This window comes from Sulfitobacter sp. R18_1, assembly GCF_017743915.1.
Taxonomy (GTDB): Bacteria; Pseudomonadota; Alphaproteobacteria; order Rhodobacterales; family Rhodobacteraceae; genus Sulfitobacter; species Sulfitobacter faviae.
The window spans coordinates 1-18,885 of the sequence record NZ_JAGHRG010000024.1; the positions used below are offsets into that span (position 1 = coordinate 1).

Annotated in this window: 23 protein-coding genes; 20 read left to right on the top strand and 3 right to left on the bottom strand. The window is 55.7% G+C overall.

Annotated elements, in window-relative coordinates; all coding sequences use genetic code 11:
- Nucleotides 1–91 precede the first annotated feature (91 nt).
- A complete protein-coding gene (locus tag J7392_RS23760) occupies nucleotides 92–1,105 on the bottom strand; it encodes an IS110 family transposase (RefSeq protein ID WP_209219802.1) in 1,014 nt (337 codons plus the stop codon).
- Between the two features lie 346 nt (nucleotides 1,106–1,451).
- Here J7392_RS23760 and J7392_RS23765 point away from each other — a divergent pair, with 346 nt between their 5' ends.
- The 17 genes from J7392_RS23765 (at nucleotide 1,452) to J7392_RS23840 (ending at nucleotide 13,143) form a co-directional block, all read left to right on the top strand.
- Nucleotides 1,452–1,919, top strand: coding sequence for a DUF411 domain-containing protein (locus J7392_RS23765; RefSeq protein ID WP_209219803.1), 468 nt, complete (start codon nucleotides 1,452–1,454; stop codon nucleotides 1,917–1,919).
- 96 nt (nucleotides 1,920–2,015) lie between these two features.
- Nucleotides 2,016–2,450, top strand: a complete 435-nt coding sequence (locus J7392_RS23770) for a CBS domain-containing protein (RefSeq protein ID WP_209219804.1) — start codon at nucleotides 2,016–2,018, stop codon at nucleotides 2,448–2,450.
- A 114-nt stretch (nucleotides 2,451–2,564) separates the two neighbouring features.
- Entirely contained in the window at nucleotides 2,565–3,512 is a 948-nt protein-coding gene (locus J7392_RS23775) for a cation diffusion facilitator family transporter (RefSeq protein WP_209219805.1), read from the top strand.
- Nucleotides 3,513–3,566: 54 nt separating this feature from the next.
- Nucleotides 3,567–3,995, top strand: a complete 429-nt coding sequence (locus tag J7392_RS23780; RefSeq protein WP_209219806.1) for a hypothetical protein — start codon at nucleotides 3,567–3,569, stop codon at nucleotides 3,993–3,995.
- A 98-nt stretch (nucleotides 3,996–4,093) separates the two neighbouring features.
- Complete coding sequence (locus tag J7392_RS23785) at nucleotides 4,094–5,041, top strand: exo-alpha-sialidase (RefSeq protein WP_247744753.1); 948 nt, start codon at nucleotides 4,094–4,096, stop codon at nucleotides 5,039–5,041.
- Entirely contained in the window at nucleotides 5,038–5,532 is a 495-nt protein-coding gene (locus J7392_RS23790; protein WP_247744754.1) for a DUF411 domain-containing protein, read from the top strand. The genes J7392_RS23785 and J7392_RS23790 overlap by 4 nt, the downstream gene beginning before the upstream one ends.
- Nucleotides 5,533–5,539: 7 nt before the next feature.
- A complete protein-coding gene (locus tag J7392_RS24410; RefSeq protein ID WP_280634628.1) occupies nucleotides 5,540–5,671 on the top strand; it encodes a hypothetical protein in 132 nt (43 codons plus the stop codon).
- Complete coding sequence (locus J7392_RS23795) at nucleotides 5,668–6,144, top strand: cytochrome c (protein WP_209219807.1); 477 nt, start codon at nucleotides 5,668–5,670, stop codon at nucleotides 6,142–6,144. The genes J7392_RS24410 and J7392_RS23795 overlap by 4 nt, the downstream gene beginning before the upstream one ends.
- Nucleotides 6,141–6,719 carry a DsbE family thiol:disulfide interchange protein gene (locus tag J7392_RS23800; RefSeq protein ID WP_209219808.1) on the top strand — a complete coding sequence of 193 codons (579 nt, stop codon included), beginning with the start codon at nucleotides 6,141–6,143 and terminating at the stop codon, nucleotides 6,717–6,719. The genes J7392_RS23795 and J7392_RS23800 overlap by 4 nt, the downstream gene beginning before the upstream one ends.
- Nucleotides 6,716–7,231, top strand: a complete 516-nt coding sequence (locus tag J7392_RS23805; RefSeq protein ID WP_209219809.1) for a TlpA disulfide reductase family protein — start codon at nucleotides 6,716–6,718, stop codon at nucleotides 7,229–7,231. Before J7392_RS23800 ends, J7392_RS23805 begins: the two co-directional genes overlap by 4 nt.
- Before the next feature lie 8 nt (nucleotides 7,232–7,239).
- Nucleotides 7,240–7,506, top strand: coding sequence for a hypothetical protein (locus tag J7392_RS23810; protein WP_209219810.1), 267 nt, complete (start codon nucleotides 7,240–7,242; stop codon nucleotides 7,504–7,506).
- Nucleotides 7,507–7,530: 24 nt separating this feature from the next.
- Nucleotides 7,531–7,830, top strand: coding sequence for a hypothetical protein (locus tag J7392_RS23815; protein WP_209219811.1), 300 nt, complete (start codon nucleotides 7,531–7,533; stop codon nucleotides 7,828–7,830).
- Nucleotides 7,831–7,884: 54 nt separating this feature from the next.
- A complete protein-coding gene (locus tag J7392_RS23820) occupies nucleotides 7,885–8,532 on the top strand; it encodes an SCO family protein (RefSeq protein ID WP_209219812.1) in 648 nt (215 codons plus the stop codon).
- On the top strand, nucleotides 8,529–9,170 hold the full coding sequence (locus J7392_RS23825) for a hypothetical protein (RefSeq protein ID WP_209219813.1): 642 nt from the start codon (nucleotides 8,529–8,531) through the stop codon (nucleotides 9,168–9,170). The genes J7392_RS23820 and J7392_RS23825 overlap by 4 nt, the downstream gene beginning before the upstream one ends.
- Complete coding sequence (locus J7392_RS23830; protein WP_247744755.1) at nucleotides 9,167–9,649, top strand: hypothetical protein; 483 nt, start codon at nucleotides 9,167–9,169, stop codon at nucleotides 9,647–9,649. Before J7392_RS23825 ends, J7392_RS23830 begins: the two co-directional genes overlap by 4 nt.
- On the top strand, nucleotides 9,642–10,370 hold the full coding sequence (locus J7392_RS23835; protein WP_209219815.1) for a cytochrome c biogenesis protein CcdA: 729 nt from the start codon (nucleotides 9,642–9,644) through the stop codon (nucleotides 10,368–10,370). Before J7392_RS23830 ends, J7392_RS23835 begins: the two co-directional genes overlap by 8 nt.
- Nucleotides 10,371–10,587: 217 nt before the next feature.
- Nucleotides 10,588–13,143, top strand: a complete 2,556-nt coding sequence (locus tag J7392_RS23840) for an NAD-dependent epimerase/dehydratase family protein (RefSeq protein WP_209219816.1) — start codon at nucleotides 10,588–10,590, stop codon at nucleotides 13,141–13,143.
- 268 nt (nucleotides 13,144–13,411) lie between these two features.
- On the opposite strand, the gene J7392_RS23845 is transcribed toward J7392_RS23840, so the two are convergent.
- Entirely contained in the window at nucleotides 13,412–13,756 is a 345-nt protein-coding gene (locus tag J7392_RS23845; protein WP_209219822.1) for a metalloregulator ArsR/SmtB family transcription factor, read from the bottom strand.
- 62 nt (nucleotides 13,757–13,818) lie between these two features.
- Between J7392_RS23845 and J7392_RS23850 the strand changes: the two genes are divergently transcribed.
- On the top strand, nucleotides 13,819–14,670 hold the full coding sequence (locus tag J7392_RS23850; RefSeq protein ID WP_209219817.1) for a cation diffusion facilitator family transporter: 852 nt from the start codon (nucleotides 13,819–13,821) through the stop codon (nucleotides 14,668–14,670).
- Between the two features lie 322 nt (nucleotides 14,671–14,992).
- Here the strand turns inward: J7392_RS23850 and alaE are convergent, their stop codons facing one another.
- Nucleotides 14,993–15,400 (bottom strand): L-alanine exporter AlaE, encoded by a 408-nt coding sequence (alaE, locus tag J7392_RS23855; protein ID WP_067625235.1) that lies wholly within the window; start codon nucleotides 15,398–15,400, stop codon nucleotides 14,993–14,995.
- A gap of 580 nt (nucleotides 15,401–15,980) precedes the next feature.
- Here alaE and J7392_RS23860 point away from each other — a divergent pair.
- On the top strand, nucleotides 15,981–17,009 hold the full coding sequence (locus tag J7392_RS23860) for an SIR2 family protein (protein WP_209219818.1): 1,029 nt from the start codon (nucleotides 15,981–15,983) through the stop codon (nucleotides 17,007–17,009).
- A gap of 11 nt (nucleotides 17,010–17,020) precedes the next feature.
- On the top strand, nucleotides 17,021–18,721 hold the full coding sequence (locus J7392_RS23865; RefSeq protein ID WP_209219819.1) for an ATP-binding protein: 1,701 nt from the start codon (nucleotides 17,021–17,023) through the stop codon (nucleotides 18,719–18,721).
- The last annotated feature ends 164 nt before the right edge of the window (nucleotides 18,722–18,885 follow it).

Sequence of the window (18,885 nt, forward strand, 5' to 3'; positions counted from 1 at the left end):
ACCCGACCTTACCGAAAATTCACCGATGACCACCGCGCCTTTGATGACGTCCTACGGCGCCTCATGAAGGGCGCGGACGCCACCAAAAGCGCTACCAGAAGTTACACCTCTCCCTGGGACATGACCGCTTGTTGGCCAGAGCGACCGCCAGTTTGTTGCGATTCATCCGTTCCGCCGCTTTGGCGAGCCAATCCCCAAAGCTGAAGTCTGGCCATCTATTTGTGCGCATCAGAATGACTTTTGCGGCCTGAACGAAGAGCATCCGCAAGTATCGACTGCCCCGTTTGGTGATGCGCCCAAGGACCGTTCGCCCGCCTGTGCTGAACTGTCGAGGCACAAGCCCAACCCAAGCGGCGAAGTCGCGGCCTCGGCCAAACGCCTCCCCCGTGCCAATGGCAGCAACCATCGCCGTCGAAATCATCGGGCCAATGCCGGGAATAGTCATGACATTTACGCAGTTCTCTTCGGTTCGACTGATCAACTCAATCTCTTTGGAGACGGTTTCGATCCGATCATCAAGCCAGAGCCAATCACCGTAAAGCCCAATCAGGATGGTCCGCATGCGCGGCGATATCTCATCCTTTCGCTCTTCCAGGATCGTCTCGAATGAGTTCTTCAGAGCCCGCAAACCTTTGCGAACCGTAATGCCCTGTTCGATCAGGAATGCGCGGATCTGGTTGATCGTCGCCGTGCGTCGCGACACGAGCCGTGACCGAACGCGATGTAGCGCCTGCAAGTCGAGCTGTTCTTGGCTCTTCTCGGGGACAACCGGCAGATTGGGTCGCAATGCTGCTTCAGCTATCGCCTCCGCGTCGTTGTAGTCATTCTTCTGTCCTTTGGTGAACGGCTTCACGTAGATCGCGGGAATGATCCGCGGTTCGAAGCCCATCTTGCGGAGCGTTCGGCTGACAAAATGAGCGCTGAGGCACGCCTCCATGCCGACCACGCAACGGGGCAGTTTCTCAAACGTCGCAACAAGCGCCAATCGTTTGATCTGCTTGCGCATCACCAATTGCCCGTCGGGGTCGAATGCCACGATGTGGAATGTGTCTTTGCCAATATCGATGCCAATCGACATCAGCTCATCAATTGAGTCCTTCGCCATGCTACTTCTCCTGTGTGCAGAAATAGGCAAAGCCTAACCTGCTGGGTGAAGCAGCCGGTACATCCCATTACCTGCCGTCCGCGCTACACCTACATGCTGCTTCGCAGCTTACCTAAAGCAGACACTGATGCGTTGCCCAGCATGATCGGCTCTCATGATCCATTCAGCGGAGCTTTCTCCCGTTTGCCGCAGAGCCGTGATACAGGCGCGAAAGTGATGTGACACTCGAAATCTTGCCCCCGCTCTTTTCGGCCGTGCTGCGCTGAGGAACTGGTCGAACCAACCCGCCGCGATACATACTGCACACTCTACGATACCAGAGTTTGATCCCTTGGAAGGACTTCACATGACCCTCACACGCCGCCGCCTTCTGGCCTGTTCCGCGAGCTCATTCGTCGCTGCGCCATTCGCAGTTTGGGCTGAAGAAAAGCCTACCATCCACGTGATGAAAGATCCCAATTGCGGGTGCTGTTCGGCTTGGATCGACATCTTGGAAAAAAACGGTTTTGCCGTAACCACTGAACGCAGCTTTGGGACGCTGTTGATCCGGCACAAGTTGGACAGCGGCATCCCGCAGAACATGGCCTCGTGTCACACCGGCGAGATTGAAGGCTATATGATCGAAGGTCACGTTCCGCCCGCCGACATCCGCAAACTGCTGGCCGAGCGTCCAGATGCCATCGGCCTTGCCGTGCCGGGTATGCCCTATGGCTCACCAGGTATGGGGCCAGAAGATGAACGCGAAGCCTATGAGGTCTTTCTAATCTTTAGGGACGGCAGCACAAAAGTGTTTTCGCATTACGACGTTGCATAGGGCACTGCGCTGAAACTTGCTGCAAAGTATGGTGACAGGAACCTCAGCGCCAATCTTTTGGTTTGCACTGTGTCAACCAAAGCAAGGAGTAAGATCATGCAAGTTCAGGACATCATGACAAGCAATCCCACCTGCTGCGGCCCCGACACTTCGATTCAGGAAGCGGCAACCCTTATGGCTGAAAAATCTGTCGGCTCCATTCCGGTGCTCAATGACGCCGGTGAGCCCGTTGGCATCGTGACGGACCGCGATATCTGCTGTGGTGCCGTTGCGCAGGGCAAGACGGTCGAGACGCCGGTTTCAGAAGTCATGTCGAACGACCTTCTGACAGTCTCGGCTGACGACGACGTTGAGAGCTGTTGCAACAAGATGGAAGAAAAACAGGTTCGGCGTAGCGTGGTCACCGACGAAAGCGGTAAATGCTGTGGCGTCGTCGCCCAAGCGGACGTCGCCCGGGAGGCCAGTGGAACGGAGACCGCAGAGTTGGTGGAAGAAGTTTCGCAACCTAAAAAGAAATCGGGCTGCTGCTGACAACGCAATGAGCCCAACGGTTCATCCAGATTATGGCTGTCCGTTTTTTGCCAAAAGATTAGAACGCGGTGTTGGATCGCGTTCTAATCAGGCCAACAGAAAGAGGCGCGGCCGATGGCTCACGATCACGCTCATATAGATCCCGAGAGTGGTGATCGCAGGGTATCCATTGCGATTTGGGCGAACGCGTTGCTTACGGTGGCACAGATCGTCGGCGGGATTTTCGCCGGTTCGCTGGCGCTTATTGCTGATGCGCTGCATAACTTTTCTGACATGGCCTCATTGGTCATCGCCTTTGTCGCCCGAAAAATCGCGCGGCGTCCAGCAGATGAACGCATGACCTTCGGCTATGGCCGGATCGAAGTCGTTGCCGCCCTGATCAACTACACCACGCTTATCCTTGTCGGGCTTTACCTGATCTATGAAGGCGGGATGCGCATGATTGACCCGCCGCAAGTAGCGGGTTGGACTGTCGTGATTTTGGGAGGGGTCGCGCTTGTAGTCGACACTCTTACGGCGCTGCTGACCTACTCAATGCAAAAGGGTAGCGTGAACATTAGAGCGCTGTTCCTGCACAATTTATCGGATGCTTTGGCTTCAGTTGCGGTGATCATCGGCGGCACCCTGATCATCCTTTACGATCTTCGGTGGGTTGATCCGGCCATCACCATCGGCATCGCCCTTTATATCCTATACCTCGCTCTAACTGAGATCGGCGACCCTATACGTATGCTGATGCTGGGCAGCCCGCCTGACATGGATGCGGGTGCGGTGGTTGAAGCGATGACGAACGTGGAGGGTGTCCGCGATGTGCATCACGTTCACCTATGGCAGATGCAAGAACATGAGGTCGCACTCGATTGTCACGTGGTTTTGGAAGGAACCGGTTTCGAGGACCTTGAATCTGCAAAAGATACCCTCAAAGGAATGTTGGCAGAGGACTTTGGCATCACCCATTCAAGCCTTGAGTTTGAAACCCTCGGCAATGCGCATGAGAATGCATCACTGTTCGGTCATGCGGATCGGCGAAAGAGTAAAGGCGAAGGAACCGGCACAGATTGAGCGGCAGCCGAACTCGCGAAGGCTGCGCGCCGCCTTGAGCAGCGTCCCGCCCATATGAGCGCATTCCGCCATTCTTCCGCTTTCCTTTTTCGACCAAGGATCGACATTTTAACAACGTGTCCCTATATCACCGTCATGCGCATTCTGCTTCGCCTTGCCACGTTCTGTCTATCGCTCGTTCTGCTAACGGGCGTGTTGGCACATGAACTGGCCGCGACGAATATGTCGATGGAGATGTCCGGCATGACCGCATCCTCGACAATTGATGAGGGAGAAACCTGCGCAGCTTGTTTGCCGGGGGAGCAAAGCGAGGTTGTCTGCGACATCGATTGCACGGCTCCTGTCTTTATCTTTTCGCAGATGCATCAGTCCCCCATAGAGAGCGTTCAGCGCTTCTTCATGTCTGCGCCAGCGGATCTTAGCCTTGCCGGGCTTAATCCCGGGTCTGACCCTTTTCCACCACGAACCACCTCCCTGAGTTGACCGGCCGCACCGAAGGGTGACGGCCCGGTCTCGCGTTGATTGCTGCCAAGCGGCGGCAAAGCGATCGACCTTATCCGTCACTTTCGGGAACGACCTTCATGTCACTTTATCAATCGCGCGATATTTCGCGTAGACGCATGCTGTCCAGCGGACTCGCCGCCATGGGTGCGGCGCTGACCCTACCTCATGTGTCATATGCAACCACTCAGGGGGCTTCGATCCGGGCCCTCGGATACGACGGCAACTTATTGATCGTCGCGTCTGAGCATGCTCTCTGGCGCGTCTCCACCGCAAATCAAATAAGCGAACTGCCACTTGATCCGGCAGTCACCGCGTTCGCCAGCCACCCCGAGGCTTCGGGCACTCTTTTTGCGGCGGTCGAGCCAACCGGCCTCAGGCGCAGCCGCGACGGCGGGCGCACGTGGACCAACGCCGGTGCAGGTTTGCCTCCAGCCCGTGTCACGGCTCTGACTCATGCGGCCCTTGAACCAGATATGCTCTATGCGGCTGTGTCGGGTGACGGACTCTGGCGCAGCAAGGACGCCGGTGAAAGCTGGGAGTTCGTGATGGACCGGCCCTATCTGAACGGAGCCGAGCAGGAGGTGCTCACGCTCGTTTCTGTGGGCAACCCGACTGGCATGGGCGGCATCTGGCTATATGCCGGAACTGAGGCAGGACTAACCCGCGTGCCCGATTGTTTTTGCCGCTGGCAGGATGTGACGGCGGGTAATGCCATAGATGCTCTGGTCGAGGGGGAAGCGCTGCCGCCCACGAAACCGCTGCCTGTAGGGCAGCCTGTCCAACATCTCGCGCTCTCGCCCAAAGCACCGGAGCAACTCTACGCGAGCCTCGACAGCGGCCTTTGGGCTTCGGCAGACGCAGGTGTGAATTGGTCGCTGGTTGCTGATGGGAAAATCGACGCACTGGCTGTCGATCCTGCCGATCCTCAGCGTCTGACCGTCGTTCGCGACGGCAATCTTTCTGTCAGCTGCGATGGCGGCCTGACTTTCGACACTCTCGACATCTTTGAAGGAGGCAAAAATTGAACAGTAAATTCACCCTCGGCACAGTTGCCGCAATCACAGCCGCAAGCATCATTGGTTTTGCCACCTTCGGCATGGCCGAAAACGACAGAGCGCCTGACACGGATACCGCTGCGATCACCGTTCCGGCTGACCGCCAGATGACCATTTGGCGCGATCCGTCCTGTGGCTGCTGTGACGCCTATGCCGATTATGCAGAAGAGAACGGTTATCATGTCACCCGCGTTGACGACCGCGATTTCGATAAGCGTTCTGTCGAAGTTGGCGTGCCGGAACAGGGGCTCGGTTGCCACCTCGCTGAGGTCGATGGCTATTACATCAGTGGCCTCGTCCCTGTGGAGGTCATTCAACGCCTAACGTCTGAACGCCCCGAGATCACCGGCATTACACTGCCGGGTATGCCCAGCAACGCACCCGGCATGGCGGGCAAGAGTGGCACCATCAAGACCTATGCCTTCGGCGAGGACGGTGTGGCCGTGTATTCAAATGAGTGAGAGCGGAATGGTGGAAATGATGAATGGCCCAATGTCGATGGCAATGATGATGGGGTGCGGCGCATTGATGATCTTGGTCCTGGCTGCGCTGGTGCTGGGCGTGTTGGCTCTGGTCAAATACCTGAGGCGCTCAGCATGAGAGCGTTGATCGTAGCCGCTGTGTTTGGCATCACGGGCGCCGCGGCGGTTGCTGTCTGGGCCGGGGGGAAGGAAGACGCCCCCCCGGCGCTCACCGTGCTTGGCGTGCCTGTGGATGCGGAGATGATCGATCAGGGCGCTGACCTCTATGCGGAGAACTGTGCCTCCTGCCATGGCGCAGACCTCGAGGGCCAACCGGACTGGCGCAGGCGGCTCGAAAATGGTCGCATGCCCGCGCCGCCGCATAATGAAGCGGGTCATACATGGCACCATGCCGATCAGCAGCTTTTCGACATTACCAAGAACGGGCTGGCCTCGGTCGTGCCGGGTTATGAAAGCGACATGCCCGTGTTCGACGGCATCCTGAGTGACGCGGAAATCACAGCGATCCTTGGCTATATCAAGAGCACATGGCCCGAGCGTGAACGCAATTATCAGGCCGAGATCACCTCGAAGAACGAGGAAGGATCATGAGCAACCAGGATCAAGCTGCGCCCAAGTGGCGATGGTCCCTTCTGATCGCCGCGCTTCCTGCGGCGGTCTTCGCCGCCATCGCGGCGGCTTTCCTATGGGGACTGTTTAACAATGAAGACAGCCTTCCCAGCACCATGATCGGCCGGGACATACCAGAGTTTAATTTGCCTCCAATCGAAGGACGCGGGAAGGGCTTGTCGACATCAGATCTCCGCGGCGAAGTTTCACTCGTAAATGTCTGGGCCTCCTGGTGCGTGCCATGCCGGGTCGAGATGCCGCTGCTGGTGGAGCTTTCCCAGACCGGCAGCGTGTCAATCCACGGCATCAATCTAAAGGACAAGCCAGCCGCTGCACGCAGGTTTCTCGCAGAACTCGGCGATCCCTATGACCGGATCGGTGCGGATAGCTCTGGCCGGGCCGCGATTGACTGGGGCGTTTACGGAGTGCCGGAAACCTTTGTGATCGATTCAGAAGGGCGCATTGCTTACAAACATGTTGGCCCCTTCAACCGGCACTCTCTGGAAAACGATATTCTTCCAGTGGTGCGGCGTTTGCAACAGGAGCAGGGGGCATGAAACGGCGCGGTTTTCTTGGCGGCGCACTGGCGCTCGGGGCCACGCCGGCTGCGGCGCGTCCTGTCATGGCCGAGCACAACACGCCCTTACCAATGCTCTCGCCGCCGATCACCGACGGGAGGGGCCGGAACCTGACTTTGTCAGATTTCCGGGGACGCACGGTGTTGCTCAACATCTGGGCGACATGGTGCGCCCCTTGTCGTGATGAGATGCCAACCCTCGACAGACTACAGGCAAAGCTTGGCGGGCCAGAGTTTCATGTGCTCGCCTTGTCGATCGACAGGGGTGGTTTCGACACCGTCCGCGCATTCTATTCCGACATCGGCATTCAGCATCTCGCTCTCTACGCCTCGGATCAATTGAGGGCGATGATGGCTCTTGGCGTTGTCGGCTTGCCGACGACACTTCTTGTTAGCGCCGAAGGCCGCGAAGTCGCCCGCAAAGTGGGACCGGCCGATTGGGACAGCCCAGCGGTAATCTCTCAAATCAAGCACGTCATTTCTAAAGGATGAACCCAACAGTGACCCAAATTTCAAACAACGACAGGTCAGCAAGTGCGATCCCCGTGCCTTCGCGGCGACAGACCCTCATGCTGACTGGCTTTGCCGCTATCGGTGGCAGCGCTGCGCTCAACTGGGACTGGCTGACTGCTGTTGGTGCGGCGCCTTTGATCCTTAGCCTCGCCCCCTGTGCCGCTATGTGCGCTCTGGGGCTTTGCATGCGCGGCGGCTCTGCCGGCTGCGCCAAAAACGATCCGACAACCAAGCCGGACACCACGACAGACTAATTCTCAACCCAAGAAGGAACTGACATGACTTACAAAATGAAAAACACCGCTGCTGCCCTGACCGGCATGATGTTGGCCGCTCCCATCGCTCAGGCACAAGATGCAAAACCAGAAGCGGGCGATATGCCGATGGCCGAAGGTCACAGCATGAACGGCGAGATGTCCGGCATGAAAAACATGGAAGGCATGAAGGGTATGGAAGACATGATGCCCATGATGAAAATGATGTCCGATATGGGGCCAATGATGGAAGCCTGCACAGAGATGATGCAGTCCATGACCGACCACATGAATTCTGCGCATGGCGAAGATCAAAAGGGCTGAACCTCGGTCCGCCCGTCTAATTGGCGGGCGGATCATTCTGTTGAAAGAAATATCATGACTAAGATTATGCCGGCCCGTCGTCGGCTAAGCATTGCCCTGTGGACGAGTGCTATCGCCACCGCCGTTCTTGTTGCGGGCCTTGTCCTCCTGCGCCCGGACCACGTTCCTGCCGGCCAAGCGGTCTATCGCGGCGAGGCTGACATCCGTTCAGAATTCTCGTTGCTTGACCACAACGGTCAGGTCGTCAGCCCAAAGGCCTACGCTGGCCGCTGGCAGCTTGTGTTCTTTGGCTTCACCCACTGCCCAGATATCTGTCCAACCACCTTGGCATATATGGGCAACGTGCTGGAACTGCTGGGCCCTGAAGCTGATGAGATTGCTCCGCTCTTCGTGACGGTCGATCCAGAGCGCGATACGCCTGCGGTTCTGAAGGAGTATGTCGCGAACTTTCACCCGAATCTGATCGGGTTGACCGGAAGCGAGGACCAAATCGCCGAGGCGACCGAGGCCTTCAAGGTTTACAACGAGAAAATTCCCGCAGAAACGGCGCCCCACGGATACATGATGGCCCACGCCGGCCATATTTACCTGATGAACCGCAAGGGCGAGTTTGACGCTGTTTTTCTTGAGAGCGCCCAACCAGCTGAGGAGATGGCCGAACAAATCTCCATGCGTATCGCGAAAGAGAAGCGGACCCGATGAGCCAAAAACGCACCCCCACAACATGGCGCAGCGCCCTCTTACTGGTTGCCAGCCTATTTTTGGCCGCACCGGTTTTTGCCGATCATCCGGGTGAGAACCTCAATCAGGTGATGGCTGCCAAGGAAGCCGCCTTCGAACCGATATTGCCCGGCGACGCACCAAACCTCGCCTGGATAGGAGCGGCGCATGAAAGCACCTCCCTCACTGCTTTGAGGGGAAAGATCGTGGTTTTGAGCTTTGTGCCCGAAGGTTGTGGCGATCCTTGCGAGGCACAACAGCAAGCCACGCTCACCGAAACGCTCACTGCGCTCAACTCCAGCGCGATGCGTGATATGGTGGTCTTTGTTGCCCTGAGCGAGGAGCCGCAACGCGATCCCACTGCGCAGAACTGGATATCCGCGCGGACGCCAAACCCCGAAAGTCTTGCCAATGCAAGCGTCGCTCTTGCTGGTGTGAGTGAACGGAAAGACCAAACCCCTCAAGTGCATCTGCTGAACCGCAATGGCCAGCAGGTCGGAATTTTCCACGGCGCTGGTTTTAAGCCGCTTAACCTCTTGCTCTATATCAATGGCCTGACCAACGCCCATCCTCATGTTGAACCCAGCTACTGGCAACGAATGACTGGATGGTTCTTATGAAATCTTACAGCACGATCACGGGACCCCATTGGCTTTCCGCACTTCGGCGTTTTGCCGTAATCACCTTCCTGGGGCATCTTATTTGGGAGGCCGCACATATTCCACTTTATACCATCTGGGTTGAGGGAACGTGGGGTGAGATTATCTTTGCTGCCGTGCATTGCACCGGAGGCGATCTACTGATCGCCATGAGCAGCCTATTGCTTGCCCTGTTCTTCTTTGGCACCGGCTCTTGGCCGCAAAGGCGGGTATATCCTGTTTTAGGCGCAATGATGGTGATGGGGCTTGGCTACACGGTTTTCAGCGAATGGCTAAATATCGAAGTGCGCGAAGCATGGGCCTACCGCGAGATCATGCCGGTCATTCCGATCATCGACGCCGGGCTAACCCCCATGTTGCAATGGATCTTCGTTCCCCTCGCGGCCTACTTCGGCGCGGTTAGGCATTCCTCCCGCAAGGTGGGCGTGTCTGATGCTTGATGTCTCCTCTCTCGGGCTCATAGCGGCTTTGCTCGCCGGGATAATCTCCTTTGTGTCACCTTGCGTCTTACCTTTGGTGCCGGGCTATGTCTCCTATATCGCGGGACGAACTGGGGTTACTGGGGCGCATCGCAGCCGCAAACAAGCGGTTTGGTTAAGCTTCTGCTTCGTATTGGGGTTTTCGACGATTTTCATAGGGCTCGGGGCTTCGGCAACAGCTCTGGGGCAAGTGCTCCTGCGTTGGCGGTTCGAGTTAAACCTGATTGGCGGCGCAATCGTAATCCTTTTTGGGCTGTTCATGCTCGGGGCCGCGCGCATTCAGGCCATGGAACGTGACATGCGTTTCGACATTGACCTTCCCGGCGGGCAGCCGGTGGCATCCTACGTTCTGGGCCTTGCTTTCGGCTTTGGATGGACCCCGTGTATCGGACCGATCCTGGGTGCGATCCTGACAGCAAGTGCTGCCAGCGCCACAGTATCTGAAGGGATCGGATTGTTGAGTGTCTACTCCGCTGGCCTTGGAGTGCCATTCCTCATCGTTGCGGCCTTTACGGATCAGGTTGCGGCCCGTCTGCGTGCCATCGGCTCTGTCGGGCGACGGCTCCATCAGGTGGCGGGGGGGATTATGATCGTTATGGGTCTCACTATGATGACCGGACAGCTGAGCGCTTTCTCTTGGTGGCTCCTGGAAACCTTCCCGATGCTGGGACAGATCGGCTGAATTTTATTTGGAACCCTCCAGGGCTGGAAAGTGATTGTCCTCTTATAGGGTTAGTTTTGACCAGCATAGATAGGGAAGTAAGATGATGGACGGTGATATGATGGGCGGCGGGATGATGTTTGGGATGGGGATCGGCTGGCTTTTGATCATCGTGATCCTCATTTTGGTGATCGCAGCGCTGGTTAAGTATCTGCGCAAGTAAAGCAGGAGACTGGCAATGAAGGAGTCCGGCAAGCCAGTCATCGTCGTCACCGGTTCAAGCGGTTACCTCGGGGCGGCGGTCGTCAAACGATTGCACGAAAAATACCGTGTCGTTGGACTGGACCGCCATTCACCGCCTCATCCCCCGCATCAGGCCGAGTGTATTTGCTTTGATATTACTGACCAGGCCAGCGTCGATAAAGCTTTGGCCAGATTGCGACTGGCCTATGACGATCGCATCGCCGCGTGCATTCATCTGGCAGCTTTCTTTGATTTAAGCGGGGAGGATCACCCTGCTTATGACGCGGTGACTGTCGAGGGGAGCAAGCGCCTTCTCAAAGGGCTTCAAGACTTCGACCTTGAACAGTTCGTATTCACCTCCACGATGCTGGCCCATGCGCCGACCACGCCCGGCGTGCCGATAGATGAAGGTGCGCCGTTGGACCCCAAACTGCCCTACCGCGCCTCGAAAATTCGAACCGAAGCGATGCTGCATGAGGAAAAGGGAAGTGAGAAGCTTGTTCTCCTCCGGCCGGCCGGGATTTACGACAATGAGGGGCATTCGACCTTCCTTGCCCACCAGATTGCACGCATTTATGAGAAACGCCTGAGCGGAAAGGTGTATCCCGGTGATCTGTCCCGCGGACAGGCGTTTTTACATCTCGACGATTTGCTTGACGCCATCGAACGTATCGTCGACCGCCGTGAAAACTTGCCCGATGTCTTCCCGGTTCTGCTGGGCGAGGCGGAACCCATCCCCTTCGGCGACTTGCAACGTTTAATCGGACGTGAACTGCACGGCGAGGATTGGGTGACCTGGAACATTCCGCCCAAAGCGGCCAAACTCGGGGCATGGGCAGAAAACCGTATATTCGGCGAGGATGCCTTCATTCGCGCGTGGATGGTGGATATTTCAAGCGATCACTACGAACTTGATCTATCGCAGGCCAAAGAACATCTGGACTGGACCCCAAAACACTGCCTGCGCGAAGACATGCCTGAGATGCTGCGAGGGCTGAAGGACGACCCTTATCGGTGGTATGAGAAAAACGGACTGAACGCCGCGCGTGCGTCAGCGTCGAAAGTCGAGCAGGCGGCCGAAGATAATGCCTCTGAAGTGAAGAACGAGACTGCCGCTGATCGGGAAAGCGCGGTGCGGGAGCACGACAAGAATATGCGGATGATGCATTTTCAGATGCTCTGGGTGCATTGGTTGGTTGCAGCATTGGGGCTTTGGCTTGCCACTGCACCGTCAGTCTTCGGCACTTTTGACCAAATTGAATTCAGCGCAGCGGTGCAGCGCGTTACTGAAGATCGCGGGCTTTGGGCGGCCTCGATGCGCAGCTGGCTCACGGCGTGGAACAACGTGTTCACGGGATTGGCAATCACAGCGCTTGCCTTCATCTCCATGAAGCCCGGCAACGGTTGGGCGCAATGGGCAAATGCGGCGCTCGGCGTATGGTTGCTCGCCGCGCCACTGGTGTTCTGGACCCCAGATCCGGCAGTTTATGCCAATGATACGCTGATTGGCGCACTGGTAGTCGCATTAACCATTCTGATACCAATGATGCCCGGCATGTCGCGAGAAGGTATGATGGATGACGGGGACATCCCTCCGGGTTGGACCTATTGCCCGTCGACCTATGTGCAGCGTCTTCCAATCATTGCGCTCGGGATGGTCGGCTTTCTACTTTCTCGCATCCTTTCGGCTTATCAGCTCGGTCATATCGACGGGATCTGGGAGCCGTTCTTTTCGTCGCCATCGAACCTGAACGGCAGCGAATACATTGTCACTTCCGATGTTTCCAAAGCCTGGCCAATCGCCGACGGCGGGTTGGGCGCGATGAGCTATATGTTTGAAATCTTGATGGGTGTAATGGGCAGCCGGATGCGGTGGCGCACGATGCCATGGATGGTGGCGCTCTTCGGGATTGTGGTTGGGCCGCTGGGAGTGATCAGCATTTACTTCATCATCATCCAGCCAATCGCCATCGGGACCTATTGCACGATCTGCCTGCTTGCCGCAGCTGCGATGCTGATCATGATCCCGTTTTCGCTGGATGAGATTGTGGCCATGGTGCAATTCATGATCTGGAACACCCGTCGTGGTCGCCCCTTTTGGCGGGCATTTTTCCGGGGAGACGCATTGCCGGGTTCAACAAAGGGCGGTGGCATGTCTCTTGATGAGCGGCCAAGCGAGATTGCTCGGCAGGCCGCGCGCGGTGTTACGGTGCCTTGGACGTTGGGAGTGAGCGCCGCCATTGGAGCATTCCTCATGCTGTCCCGTGGTATCTTTGACAATGAGATGCCATTGGCGGGGAGCGATCACCTTGTCGGTGCCTTGGTGCTTACCACGGCTGTCATAGCCTGTGCTGAGGTCGCACGGCCGCTGCGGTTCCTCAATATAGGTTTTGGTTTGTGGCTCATCCTGGCACCTTGGCTGCTTGGCGGGGGCACTTTGGCGGGCAGTCTCGTTGGGGTCTCTTCAGGCCTCGCTCTACTTGCACTGAGCTTGCCGCGCGGCAAGCGAAGTTCGGAACACTACGGGACTTGGGATCGCTACATCATCTGACTTCAGAACAAACTCAAGTCTGGCCATAGCGGCAATGATATTTCTATTAGAGACATGTGCGTTTTCGGTCTAAGATAGCCGCAACACATCCTCTCGTGGATGGAGTAAGTCTGGGAAGGGCTGTTCCCAGAGGGGCGAATAGTGCTGTCTCGCGAACGCGAGCATTGCGGCCAGCTTGGGCACCAAGTGACTTGCATCGGCACAGCACTCTGTCTGTTCCGTTAACGGGTCTGCCAATGATGTCGCCGCTAAAACGAAATGGTTAGCCTCAATAGCTTCGGCAAGCATCAACACGAAAGGCAGTTAAAGCCAGTAGCGCATCGGCATCCCGGATGAGGTCGACAACTCGGCTGTCCGCGAGACGATACCGAGCGAACCGACCTTCGCTGCGGCGGCTGACCAGCCCACACTCGAGCAGACAGCGTAAATGATTTGAAACATTGGGTTGCCCCAACCCTGTATTAGCGACGATTTCCTGCACGTTGCGTTCGTCTGACAACAGCGCATCCAGGATCGCCAGACGACTTGGATCACCAAGGCCCCGGAAGAGCTTTGCCCTCAGCGCCAGAGTATCTGATGCCGAAAGATCGTCTTGAAGTTCTTGCTCAGTCACATCATTATCCACTGATACGTCGGCGGCGACCGTATAGTTCGCCATTCCCAGTAGGATCGCACATGTGTCAGACTGATAACAACACGTTGCCCACAGCATCTTCGCTGATCAAGATGCGTGTGCAGGGCATGGACTGCGCCAAGGATGCGGCCGAGATTGAACGTGCGGCTCGATCTGCGGGGGTGGCCGAGGGCGATGTAAAGGTATCTACCGCCACCCACGTCATTACCCTGCGGATTGCGGAGGGCGACCTGCCCAAGGTGCAACCGGCCTTGGATGCTACTGGATATGGCTTCGAGAAGATCGAGGATGGCGACACATCAACCGACCCGGCATACAAGGACCCAAGCTATCGCCATGCTCTTTGGATCGTGGTTCTGCTCAATCTCGGCTACGGCGTGCTCGAGATGTTCGGTGGATTTCTGTCGGGGTCGCAGGCGCTGAAAGCCGACGCACTCGATTTCTTGGGGGATGGCGCAATTACCTTCTTGGGTCTTCTGGCCATCGGATGGAGCCTGACTTGGCGTGCGCGTTCGGCGATGGTCCAAGGCGTGTTTCTTGGGCTCTTGGGGCTTGGGGTGGTTGGCAGCACGATCTGGCGCGTTCTCAACCAGGCAACACCAGACGCTGGATTGATGGGAGCCTTCGCATTCGGCGCGTTGGTCGTGAATATCCTTGCAGTGCTGCCGCTCCTGAAACATCGCAAAGGCGACGCCAACATGCGGGCCGTCTGGCTGTTCTCTCGCAACGACGCAATCGGCAATCTCGCTGTGGTGATCGCCGCCGGCATGGTAGCATGGCTTGGGAGTGCTTGGCCTGATCTGATTGTTGCATTCGCCATCGCTGGTCTGTTCCTTCATTCCTCGTGGATGATAATCCGCGATGCAATGAGTGATCTGAAGGACGCCGACTGAGCCTGCGGTTCAGAACCAGAGTCCGCAGCTCCCTTCATCAATGCCCAGCGTTGGAAAATGAACAAGAAGTCGCAAAGTTCGCTTTCTGCGCTCAGCTAAACTTAATGCAGACCCCAGATTATATTACATGATCAAACGGCTGTGAATGGCCGCTCCTTCCTCTGTAAAGCGATCTTTTCGCGGTTGAGATCAACGACAGCTCTCCGCCCTTCTTTCCGGCGGCCTTCGCAGTCGCAGCACTGAGCGAGCAACAGCAGCGAACGGCAGGAAGGTCCGCATTGCTGCCCATGACCGAAACCGCAGCGAAGGTCGAGTCCGAGCCCTACTTTACGGAAGTTCCAGCCAGGTTTCTCAGGGTATCGAGATAAATTCCAAAAGGTCGGCTAAGGAGGATCATAAATACGATAGATGAACTGACGGCCGCGCCGATCTCAGAAATGGACGCGCCTGCCACCACAAGGGTCGCCATATAGACTGGCACTTGAAATGTGGTGAAAGCGATGATGTCACAGAAGACATTGGACATCCTACGTAGCGGTCGAAACTTCAGAAAAAACCAATCCCGCCAAAGTCCAAAGGGCCGCGCCGTAATCATCATGACCGGTATCATAATCATCCGCGCGGTCAAAACCTGTATGGGGTCCATACCAGCGATAAGAAGTTCGCTAAGAGCTGCGATCGCAGTGAAGAATAAAACTGTCCCGGCTGTGTCTACGATATAACTCCTCATAGTGCGGCGATATCCCAAATTCCCGTTTTTGTCGATGCAGTAGAGAATACTGGACGGCCGCTACGTCCCGCTTAGCAGCCATCTGCTCCCCAATTTTGTGCTGAGACGCGGAGAATGTCTCCTCCGAGCCCAAACTGACCACGTGAGGGGCGGAAGTCTTCGCAGCTGCAGCAGTTGCTGGTTCGGCAAGAACGGCCCAATCCGGACATTGATCCAACCACGCGTCGCAGCGCCTCAGTTTCCCCGAAGCGGTCATTGGATCAGTTGTGCAGCATTTTGGCCCGTTCGATGTCGGCTTAGCGGGACAATGCTGCCGCTGTCAGAAACTGGACCAATGTCTCCTGCCAGCCCAAAGCGGTCATCTAGCCTGGTGACCAGTTAGGCGGGCCGGAACATGCAGGTCTGGGCGAGAGCTGTCGTCCGCTGCCGAAGCAATGCCGCCTTAAGGCAAATCGATGGCAGACATTCGTCCAACCCACGAACGGCAACAAAGCATGTTCAGGTGGTATCTCGCAATGTCGAAACAAGGCCGCTACCGTGAGTGTTGCTGATTCTCGCGATTTAAATTTTAGGGTGAACCTTGCCTATTGAAGAATTTGTCCCCAGGGCACGAACGAGCATAGATAACTTGGGCTTCCTCTTTGGAGCCGGAACTTCATTTGAATCTGGATACCCGTTAGTCGCCGGATTGACCAAAGACGTTGTCAGTGCATTGCAATCCGGCGAACGTGCTTCGTTGGATGAAGTGCTTGGCGCATTAGGCAAGTCCTACGACGATGCCGCAGGCAACCCAAATATTGAAGAAATCTCAGATATGGTCATTGAACACCATACAAACAGCCAACTTGAGCGGTTTAGGGTGCTGAAAGAAAGAATTCGTGAGCTCGTTCGTGATGCAATATTGGATGTGAAAAACCCTGACATATCAAATCAGGTAGAGTTCTTTGAGCGGATAAAGGCCCGGGCTTTCGATCGTGCTACAGACATCTGGGTGTTTACTACCAACTACGACCTCCTATTCGAGGATGCTTGCGCCGAAGTCGGGTTGAAGATGGTGAACGGGTTCATTGGAGCAACGACCCGCTGCTTTTCCGAGCAAGAGTTTTCATTGGTTTCCGGAACGGTCACTGGGAATCGCTTTTCGCAAGAGGATGGTCTGACGGTTCGCCTAGTCAAACTTCACGGGTCTGTTTCTTGGTTTCGCAAGGACGAACGAATTTTCGAAGCAGCGCCTAGTGCGATCAACGAGGCAGAGACTCGATGCATGGTACTTCCACGACGAACAAAGGTGCTCGAGACGCTTTCTAGTCCGTATGATCGCCTCTTTCGCCTGTCCAGCTCAATTCTGGGAGATAAGTGCAAACACCTAGTTTCTTCGGGTTTTAGCTTTGGTGATAGCCACATCAACGAAACCCTAGTCATTCCAAAAATCGACTCTGGCGCGATATCTTTTTTTAACTTTTGCCACGATGAGCCGGCGACGCTTAGCGCCTCGCGCACGCGGCCGAACGTTTGGCACTTCTGCAAAGACAAAACAGTAAATGGCGGACGCGAGGCTGAGGCGTCCTATGACACATGGAAATTTGGCGAATTCGTTAAGCTATTCTGAAGGATCAGGTCATGAAGCACCAAATTGGAAAAGTAATTGAGGTCAAGGGCGATCAAATCATAGTCTCACTTTCGGAGTTTGATGGCGGAAATCACATTGGCGTACCTCAAGAAATGGCTGTTGATGTAGCGACACCTGACGGTCCAGAGAACATTTTAATTGGCCAACCTGGTTCGTTTGTTGAACTGTCTTTGCCTAACGGTAGCCTGCTATGCTTAGTGACAGAGACACGCATGCGCGAAGCATCGTTCAGTGCATCGGAAGTAAAAGCTGCCGCCTTAGACGGAGAATTGTTGATTGAACAAGTCACGCGGCAATTAGTGACGATCCCGGTCGGGACATTAGGTGCGGATGGAAGTTTCGAACGCGGCACGAATATCCTGCCAACCGTTAACGCACCAGTTTTCGCGGTTCTTCCCAAGACGATCAACCAAGTCTATACGAGCTTCGCTGAGGGCGATTTTTCCTTAGGACAGCTATCGCTACTTCCCGACCAAGAAGCCAAGATGAACCTGGATGCGTTTTTAGGACGCCATGCCGCCATACTAGGGCAAACGGGGGGCGGCAAGTCTTGGACGGTTGCATCTATCCTGCAAAAAATTGCGGCTTTTCCGCAATCTACAGTTTTGCTGTTGGATCTACACGGTGAGTATTCTCAGGCCTTTGGCGACGACGCAGAAGTCATCTCAGCAACTGACATTGAAATGCCATATTGGCTGATGAACGCCGAAGAACTTTTGGGGCTTATGATTGATAGAGCTGAATCGAGCGCTCCTAACCAAAACGCAAAGTTCAAGGAGCTTCTTCAAGCAGCCAAAGAAAGTCATCCAGAGAATGCCGCGCTAGGGTTGGAGAAGATCACTATCGACACCCCGGTTTACTTCGATCTTGATGAGATAATTGGGAATTTTCGGAAACTAGATACTCAGACGGTGACGGGTTCTTCAGGGAAGCCGATTAAAGGTCCATTGCACGGACAGTTCACGAGGTTGTTGATGCGTTTGGAATCGCGTCTAAACGACCGACGCTACGATCTGATCTTCAAGCCGAGGACCTACACTACTAGCGGGTCCATGGACGATTTATTCCGAAGAATACTGGGAGAGGAAACTTCAAACCGAAAGAAAGTCGTCGTTCTTGACCTCAGCCCAGTCCCCTTTGACGTTCGAGGGGCGTTGATTTCCTTAACTCTTAGATGCCTTTTCGATTTTTCCTATTGGCATAGCCGAGTGAACGGCGAGCGCTACCCAATCGCGATCTTCGCTGACGAAGCTCATATCTATCTGAGTGATGCCAGCGCTGATCAAGCGCCTCGAGAATCCGCAGAAAGGATTGCGAAGGAAGGCCGGAAGTACGGGATTAGCCTAACAGTTATAAGCCAGCGGCCACGTGAAATGTCCTCCACCATTTTGTCGCAATGCGGTAGCTTCTTGTGTCTCAGGATATCCAACCCCGACGATCAAGCCTACGTGCGCAATCTGCTGCCAGACTCCGTACGTGGGATTACTTCAATGTTTTCATCTTTGAGGCGTGGTGAAGCGATCTTGATTGGAGATTCAATGATGATGCCGACGCGGATTAAGGTCGATCGACCCAACCCAACGCCAAACAGCAATGATGCGTCGTTTGTAAGGCTGTGGAGTGACGAACCTAGCGACTTGAACGTTGCCGCTGTTTTGAACGCGTGGCGAAACCAAAAGATAATCGAATGAGCAATATTACTGCGCAAAGGGTTTTATAGTGGCACCACGGTCATGTCCCAGGGAGAGGTGTAACTTCTGGTAGCGCTTTTGGTGGCGTCCGCGCCCTTCATGAGGCGCCGTAGGACGTCATCAAAGGCGCGGTGGTCATCGGTGAATTTTCGGTAAGGTCGGGT

What these genes read in the sequence shown, in the direction of transcription:
- J7392_RS23760 (WP_209219802.1), bottom strand. Translation starts at nt 1,105, where the DNA reads ATGGCGAAGGACTCAATTGATGAGCTGATGTCGATTGGCATCGATATT.
- J7392_RS23765 (WP_209219803.1), top strand. Translation starts at nt 1,452, where the DNA reads ATGACCCTCACACGCCGCCGCCTTCTGGCCTGTTCCGCGAGCTCATTC.
- J7392_RS23770 (WP_209219804.1), top strand. Translation starts at nt 2,016, where the DNA reads ATGCAAGTTCAGGACATCATGACAAGCAATCCCACCTGCTGCGGCCCC.
- J7392_RS23775 (WP_209219805.1), top strand. Translation starts at nt 2,565, where the DNA reads ATGGCTCACGATCACGCTCATATAGATCCCGAGAGTGGTGATCGCAGG.
- J7392_RS23780 (WP_209219806.1), top strand. Translation starts at nt 3,567, where the DNA reads ATGAGCGCATTCCGCCATTCTTCCGCTTTCCTTTTTCGACCAAGGATC.
- J7392_RS23785 (WP_247744753.1), top strand. Translation starts at nt 4,094, where the DNA reads ATGTCACTTTATCAATCGCGCGATATTTCGCGTAGACGCATGCTGTCC.
- J7392_RS24410 (WP_280634628.1), top strand. Translation starts at nt 5,540, where the DNA reads ATGGTGGAAATGATGAATGGCCCAATGTCGATGGCAATGATGATGGGG.
- J7392_RS23795 (WP_209219807.1), top strand. Translation starts at nt 5,668, where the DNA reads ATGAGAGCGTTGATCGTAGCCGCTGTGTTTGGCATCACGGGCGCCGCG.
- J7392_RS23800 (WP_209219808.1), top strand. Translation starts at nt 6,141, where the DNA reads ATGAGCAACCAGGATCAAGCTGCGCCCAAGTGGCGATGGTCCCTTCTG.
- J7392_RS23805 (WP_209219809.1), top strand. Translation starts at nt 6,716, where the DNA reads ATGAAACGGCGCGGTTTTCTTGGCGGCGCACTGGCGCTCGGGGCCACG.
- J7392_RS23815 (WP_209219811.1), top strand. Translation starts at nt 7,531, where the DNA reads ATGACTTACAAAATGAAAAACACCGCTGCTGCCCTGACCGGCATGATG.
- J7392_RS23820 (WP_209219812.1), top strand. Translation starts at nt 7,885, where the DNA reads ATGACTAAGATTATGCCGGCCCGTCGTCGGCTAAGCATTGCCCTGTGG.
- J7392_RS23825 (WP_209219813.1), top strand. Translation starts at nt 8,529, where the DNA reads ATGAGCCAAAAACGCACCCCCACAACATGGCGCAGCGCCCTCTTACTG.
- J7392_RS23830 (WP_247744755.1), top strand. Translation starts at nt 9,167, where the DNA reads ATGAAATCTTACAGCACGATCACGGGACCCCATTGGCTTTCCGCACTT.
- J7392_RS23835 (WP_209219815.1), top strand. Translation starts at nt 9,642, where the DNA reads ATGCTTGATGTCTCCTCTCTCGGGCTCATAGCGGCTTTGCTCGCCGGG.
- J7392_RS23840 (WP_209219816.1), top strand. Translation starts at nt 10,588, where the DNA reads ATGAAGGAGTCCGGCAAGCCAGTCATCGTCGTCACCGGTTCAAGCGGT.
- J7392_RS23850 (WP_209219817.1), top strand. Translation starts at nt 13,819, where the DNA reads ATGTGTCAGACTGATAACAACACGTTGCCCACAGCATCTTCGCTGATC.
- alaE (WP_067625235.1), bottom strand. Translation starts at nt 15,400, where the DNA reads ATGAGGAGTTATATCGTAGACACAGCCGGGACAGTTTTATTCTTCACT.
- J7392_RS23865 (WP_209219819.1), top strand. Translation starts at nt 17,021, where the DNA reads ATGAAGCACCAAATTGGAAAAGTAATTGAGGTCAAGGGCGATCAAATC.